Annotated in this window: 5 protein-coding genes; 1 reads left to right on the top strand and 4 read right to left on the bottom strand. The window is 68.5% G+C overall.

The features are described 5' to 3' along the window. Positions 1 to 316: 316 nt before the first annotated feature. Entirely contained in the window at positions 317 to 1,456 is a 1,140-nt protein-coding gene (locus CM1CMNOD_RS04625) for a glutamate--cysteine ligase (RefSeq protein WP_013872502.1), read from the bottom strand. 232 nt (positions 1,457 to 1,688) lie between these two features. Then, positions 1,689 to 3,428 carry an aspartate--tRNA ligase gene (gene aspS, locus CM1CMNOD_RS04620; protein ID WP_013872501.1) on the bottom strand — a complete coding sequence of 580 codons (1,740 nt, stop codon included), beginning with the start codon at positions 3,426 to 3,428 and terminating at the stop codon, positions 1,689 to 1,691. Positions 3,429 to 3,823: 395 nt separating this feature from the next. On the opposite strand from aspS, the gene CM1CMNOD_RS04615 reads away from it, so the two are divergent. Beyond that, positions 3,824 to 5,077, top strand: a complete 1,254-nt coding sequence (locus tag CM1CMNOD_RS04615) for an ATP-binding protein (protein ID WP_043602992.1) — start codon at positions 3,824 to 3,826, stop codon at positions 5,075 to 5,077. 240 nt (positions 5,078 to 5,317) lie between these two features. Here the strand turns inward: CM1CMNOD_RS04615 and CM1CMNOD_RS04610 are convergent, their stop codons facing one another. Further along, positions 5,318 to 6,325, bottom strand: a complete 1,008-nt coding sequence (locus CM1CMNOD_RS04610; protein WP_258165222.1) for a pentapeptide repeat-containing protein — start codon at positions 6,323 to 6,325, stop codon at positions 5,318 to 5,320. Between the two features lie 6 nt (positions 6,326 to 6,331). Beyond that, positions 6,332 to 6,454 carry a TIR domain-containing protein gene (locus tag CM1CMNOD_RS04605; RefSeq protein ID WP_131772192.1) on the bottom strand — a complete coding sequence of 41 codons (123 nt, stop codon included), beginning with the start codon at positions 6,452 to 6,454 and terminating at the stop codon, positions 6,332 to 6,334. Between the last annotated feature and the right edge of the window lie 285 nt (positions 6,455 to 6,739).

Raw genomic sequence — 6,739 nt, 5'->3', positions numbered from 1 at the left:
CTGTCACCGTCGACCGCGCCCCCGGCTTCCCCACGTCACCCCCGCGCGGGGAGCACCCTCGAGCTCCTCCGCGCCTTCGGATCCGCGGGTCTTCCGGTCCTGAAGGTCTTCGGAGTTCTCGGGATCCACGGGGACCGGAAAAGAAACATGACCGTACATCCTTTGGCCAGCCAACGCACCGAAGCTGTCGCCCACGCCACCGGCAGCCATACCGCCAGCAGCTCCACCGCTGGCAGCTTCACCATCAGCGGACCCGTGGCACGGGGCCATACCACCGAAAAGTCATACCGCAGGGAGCCGTACCGGCCGTTCCCCGCTAAAGAGGCCGGCGGGACTTCATCTCCCGAAGAAGGACATCGACCACCGCGGAGAGATCCCCGTCGGCCCGTTGCGCCGTCGCACGCTGTCGATCGCAGCTCGAGCCGACCTGAAGAATGTGCAGGACGTCGGTGAGCTCGTCGACGCATTCCAGCCGCCGCGCGACGGGCAGCAGATCGTCGACGAGAGCGGCGATCTCGTCCCGGACACGGCGGGTGGTGCCCCGCTCGTCGAGCAGGATCTCGGCGTCCAGACCGTACCGGGCGGCCCGCCACTTGTTCTCCTGCACCACCCAGCGCTGCGGTGTCGGCAGCCGGTAGCCCTGGTCGAGCCGGGTGTTCATCCGGTCGACCAGGCACTGGGTCAGCGCGGCGATCGCCCCGACCTCCAGCAGGGTCGGCAGACCGTCACAGATACGCAGCTCCACCGTGCCGAAGTCCGGGTGCGGCCGGACGTCCCACCACACCTCACGGATGGTCTCCACCGTCCCGGACGACACCAGCGTCCCCATGAACCGCTCGAACTGCTCCCAGTCCGACAGAAGGTACGGCAGGCCGGCGGTGGGCAGGCTCTCGAACACCTTCGAGCGCGACGACGCCAGCCCCGTGTCCAGACCCAGCCAGAACGGCGAGGACGCCGACAACGCGAGGAAATGCGGGATGTAGCCGACGAGTGCGTTCACGACGGGAATCGCCCTGTCCTGCGCGGGAACACCGACATGTACGTGGACGCCGAAAATCAGCAGGCGTCGGGCGACCCACTGCATGCGTTCCAGGATGGAGCGGTAGCGCGGATCGGGGCTGATCTGCTGGTCGGCATAGCTGGTGATCGGGTGGGTACCGCTGCACATCAGGGCAAGCCCGCGCGACGCGGCCAGATCCTCGATGAGACCGACTGTCACGGCCAGGTCGGCCTTGGCGTCGGCGACCGTGTCGCAGACCCCGGTGACGACCTCGATGACCGACTCGAACAACTCGTGTTTGGCACGCTGTTCGGCATGTTCACCGATCTTGGCCTGATACTCGTCGAGGATGGCGGTCGCCGCCCCGCGAAGCTGACGGGTACGACGGTCGACCAACGCCAACTCCCACTCGACACCGAGACTGGACGTCGGTGACGGCGAGAACGGTATCTGCATTCCCGGGCCTCCTGTCGTATCCGGCGCGTGATCCACGACCAACCCGCCCGAAGCCGAACCAGCCGGCCCCGATGCCCGTCCGGGGCGGATTCACCGGTCATACCCACGACACGACGCGTGATGCGGCCAGGTAACCGTAAAACAGCCGGGACGCCGCCGGAAGCGGTTTCACCCGGTCGTGCCTGCCAGGTAGGGGAATTCGCGTGCGGTAGCAGGTGAAGGTGGCAGGCGTTTACGCTGTCGGTAGTACCCGGATGCCCAGCTCACGCACCTGCCGGGCGTCGATCGGAGTCGGTGCGCCGGTCATCGGGTCGAGTCCGGACTGGGTTTTCGGGAAGGCGATGACCTCGCGGATGTTGTCCTCGCCGGCCAGGATCGCCACCAGCCGGTCGATACCGACGGCGAAACCGCCGTGCGGCGGGGCCCCGTAGGAGAACGGCGTCAGGAAGAAACCGAACCGGCGGTCGGCCTCCTCCGCCGAGATCCCCAACGTGGCGAAGATGCGCTGCTGCAGGTCGGGCTCGTGGATCCGGATCGATCCCGAGCCGAGCTCCCAGCCGTTGAGCACCAGGTCGTAGGCACGGCTGCGCACGGCCAGCGGCTCGGTCTCGAGCTTGTCGAGGTCGTCGGGATGCGGCCGGGTGAAGGGGTGGTGGCCGGGCTTTGGCCGCCCGGTCTGCGAGTCGACCCCGACGAACAGCGGGAAGTCGGTGACCCAGGCGAAACGGAACCCGCCCTCGCCGGCCGGCGGGCGTCCGAGGTCGTTACGGAGCTGGCCGAGCACCTCGCAGACCGTTGCCCACTCGTCGGCGACCAGCAGCAGCAGGTCGCCGTCCTCACCCCCGGTCGCCTTCACGATCCCGGCCAGTTCGGCTGCGGAGAGGAACTTCGCCACCGGCGACTCCAGCGACCCGCCGGCGCCGACCCGCATCCACACCAGGCCCTTCGCGCCGAGCTGCTTGGCCCGCTCGGTCAGCGCGTCCAGCGCCTTGCGGTTGTGGGTAGCCGAACCGCCCGGCACCCGAATGCCCTTCACCGACGGCGCCCCCGCGAACGCCTGGAAGCCGCTGCCCGTGAAGACCCCGGTCAGTTCGACGAGCTCCAGGCCGAAACGCAGGTCGGGCTTGTCCACGCCGAAACGGTCCATGGCCTCGTGCCAGGTGATCCGCTCGATCGGCACGACCGTCCCGCCGGTGACGGCCCGTGCGGCGGCCAGCACGGCAGCGGAGATCACCTCCAGGACGTCGTCCTGGTCGACGAAGCTCATCTCGATGTCGAGCTGGGTGAACTCGTACTGCCGGTCGGCGCGCAGGTCCTCGTCACGCAGGCAGCGGGCGAACTGGAAGTAGCGGTCGGTGCCGCCGACCATCAGCAGTTGCTTGAACAGCTGCGGGGACTGCGGCAGCGCGTAGAAACTGCCCGGGAACTGCCGGGACGGCACGACGAACTCCCGCGCCCCCTCCGGCGTGGAGGGCATCAGCAGCGGCGTCTCGACCTCGACGAACTCCCGCGGTACCAGCTCCGAGCGCAGCGCGGCCAGCACCGCCGAGCGGGTGCGCAGGTTGCGCTGCATGCGCTCGCGGCGCAGGTCCAGATAGCGGTAGGTGAGCCGGGTCGCCTCGTCGACCGAGTCCGCCCGCTCGTCGATCGGGAACGGCGGCGGCAGCGCCGCGGAGAGGACCATCACCGTGCAGTCGTGCAGCTCGATCTCGCCGGTGGCCAGGTTGGGGTTGATCGTCCCCACGGGCCGGGCCGCCACCGTCGCGGTGACGGCGACGACGTACTCGGAGCGGACGTCGACGGAGCCGTCCACCACGCACTGCACCTGGCCGGAGTGGTCCCGCAGATCGACGAACATCAGCGACTGGCCGTGCTGGCGGCGACGGGCCACCCAGCCACATACCGTAACTGTCGCACCGATGTGCTCCGTGCGCAGCGCACCGCACAGGTGTGACCGCATCGCCGTCTTCATCGACCGTTCCGCCCGTTCGCTGTAGTTCCTGGGCCTGCCGTGGCTGCTTCAGGTGCCCGCGCACGCCCGTATCACGATGCCTCTACCGCGACCGACCTTACCGGCCACCGGCGCCATGACCGAACGAACATTCGCGCCCACCGTCCGCCACCGTCACGAAGCCGTGCCGTCACGGATCCGTCAGGGCATCGTCACGATCAAGCATTCCAACGGCCGAGCGCCCACGCGGCGTCCAGCCACCCGCCCACGTACCGAGCGTCCATTTCACCACGACCCGTCCGACCAGATGACCACAAGGACAGCGTCCGGGTGACCACGATACCCGCGTCCAACTGTCCACGAACAATGCGACCAGATGACCACGATCACGGCGGCCAAGTGACCATAATGGTGGCGTGAACGCATCAGGCGCGCTAATCAGACGCAAGGCGGAGGCACTCATCGTGGAGGCGCTGGGAGACACCAGAGTTGTCGCGATCAACGGTGCACGGCAGGCCGGCAAGAGCACCCTCGCCCGGCTGGCCGCCTCCGCCACCGCCAACCCGCTGATCCGCCTGCTCGACGACCCCGCCACGCTGCGCGCCGCGCACGACGACCCGACAGGCTTCATCGACCATGACGACCTGCTGGTCGTGGACGAGGTCCAGCTCGCCCCCGAACTGTTCCGTGTGATCAAGGTGGCGGTGGACACCGATCCCCGGCCCGGCCGCTTCCTCCTGATCGGCTCCGCTCAGATCCTCGCCCTACGCGACCTTCCGGACGCGCTCCCCGGGCGCATCGAGACCATCGAACTGTGGCCGTTCTCACAGGGAGAGATCGACGGGACGCCGGACCGCTTCGTCGACGCGGCCTTCACCCACGGCCCCGGGCTCAGCCGCACCTCGCCGCTGCGACGTCGCGACTACCTCGAACGCATCGTCCGCGGCGGCTATCCCGAAGCGGTACGGCGCTCGCCCCGCCGCCGGACGGCGTTCTTCGACTCCTACCTGTCCACCCTCATCGCCCGGGACGTCACCGAACTGTCCGCCATCCAGCGCCGCGGCGAACTGCACCAACTGCTCGCCCTGCTCGCGAGCCGGTCCGGCGGGCTGCTGGTACCCGGCGCGCTCGCGTCACAGTCCGGCATCCCCAGAACCACTCTCAACCGCTACCTGGACCTGCTGTCCGCGGTCTTTCTCATCAAGCTGGTTCCGGCCTGGTCCACCGGCCACACCCACCGGGCGGTCGGCACACCGAAGCTGGCATACGTGGACAGCGGCATAGCCTGCCATCTCCTGGGGCAGGACGCGGCCCGGCTCGGGGAACCCGACGGCACCGCCGGCCCAATGGTCGAGAACTTCGTTCTCACCGAACTCGCCCGCCAGCTCAGTTGGAACGAGCAGTCCGCCCGCCTCTACCACTACCGGACGAAGGACAAGGTCGAGGTGGACGCACTGCTGGAGACCCCCGACGGCCGTGTCGTCGGGATCGAGGTCAAAGCCGGTGCCACCGTCCGCGGCGAGGACCTCGCCGGCCTGCGCCACCTCGCCAACCTGCTCGGCCCACGCTTCGTAGCCGGCTACGTGCTCTACACCGGCCAACAAACCCTGCCCTTCGGCGACCGCCTCTCCGCCCTCCCCCTCGACGCCCTGTGGAACCTGGCCCCGTGACCTGGGGCACCGGCTCGCGTCCAAACACCTCGCGTCCCGGGAAGGCCACACAGGTAGATGGCGCAGACTGCGCTGCCCAACGGCGAGCCACCGACTGGTCCCACCATCGAGGTGACAGCAGCGGCGTTTACCCTGGGCGGCCTGACCCTGGCCAGCGCTGGCCAGGACAGAAGGGGCGGCTATATAGGGCGTGGTCAACCGGGCTCACCCACCGAACGGCTATGTGGAGACCGGCGAATGTTACGCCCGCCAGGACACCGGCCGGACCAGCCCCCTCGGTAGCTGCGTGACTGCGTCCCCCTCTGCTGACTCGAGTTGCTCCTGAGTCAGCCCCTGTGCCCCGATAAAGCGCGTACCAGTCAACAAAGCATTAGTGAGGTCCGCGTCAGTCAGCCCGGCGACGGTAAGGATTGATCCGTCGAGCCGGGCCCCGGCGAGGTTCGCGCCAGTAAAATCTACCGCGTCCAGCCGGGCATCAGTAAGGTCCGCGCCGGTGAGATCCGCCCCGACCAGCCGGACGTTAGCGAGAATTGCACCAGCGAGTCGGGCCCCGGCGAAGTGCCCACCAGTAAGATCCGCCCCGTTCAGCCAGGCGTCAGACAGGTCGAAAGATCGATTCTTGGCGATCCGGACGAGTATGCGCCCCGTGGCAAGGAGATCTTCCGGGGCGACGGCACCGGGGCGCGCGCCCTTTGCGTTACGGGTTCCCCGGAGGAAGGACTCAAGCACCTCGGCCACTTCGTCGATCAAAGCTGGGTCAGCAGACTCGGCGGTAGCGGCACGTTCCATGGCGCGGATGCCTGCGCAGCGGACCGCGAGTGTCGTCGAGCCAAGCTGGCTCAGCGCGGTGGCGAGGGTGACGGCGGGATCGGAACGCTCTACCCCGTTGTGCAGATGCCCCACCGCCCCGGTAGCGCCGGGAAATACCGGCGTCGCCGTCGAAGCAGAGGTTCGGCCGGGGAAGGCCGCCAGTCGGGGCAGAACCTGTTTACCGACCGCGTACAGCAGTCGCTCACGAGCTTGGTTTTCGTCGAGGTCGAACAGGTCCACCCAGGTCAGGACCTGCAGCGTCGCCGGCGGCTCGACCGGCTCGAGGCGGACCGGCAACAGAGTGCGACGGGCCAGCGCCGCGGTCCACTCCGCGGTGCACCAGGCAGACGCGAAATATGCCCGGGAGTAGAGCGCGATCGTCCAACGGGCACCGGCAAGCTGGGTGTTCATCCATTCAACGAAGTTCTGCCCAGGCAGGGAATCTCACACCTGTACTCGGGCGGCCAGCCCGGCTCCTTCGAGCGCGGAGGCGATCCACGTCGCCCACTTCTCGTCCGCACTGGTGTAGGACACGAACACGAACACGAACGACTCCCCCTGCGTCATGTCCCTGTTGTAACGGAATGGCACGCTCCGTGCCAGAACCAACCCGGGCCGGCAGCCGGGAAACACCGCATCCCGGCCAGCGCCATTTCGACCCGGGCCCCGCCCGCCTCAAGTCTGCCCGCGCGTCCGCCGCCATCCCGTCTCCCGCCCCGACAGGCGGGGGACGGGTCAGCGGGTGCGGAGGGCACGGATGAAGCGGGTGGCTTCGGGGCGGATGGATGCCGGGACCCGCAGCATCTGGGGGCCGGCGGGGGTCACCAGGGGGATGATGATCAGATCACCGTG

Source organism: Protofrankia symbiont of Coriaria myrtifolia (assembly GCF_900634755.1).
In the GTDB taxonomy this organism is placed as follows: Bacteria; Actinomycetota; Actinomycetes; order Frankiales; family Frankiaceae; genus Protofrankia; species Protofrankia coriariae.
Note: the sequence above shows the minus strand (reverse complement) of the source record. Positions and strands in the feature narration are given on the sequence as shown.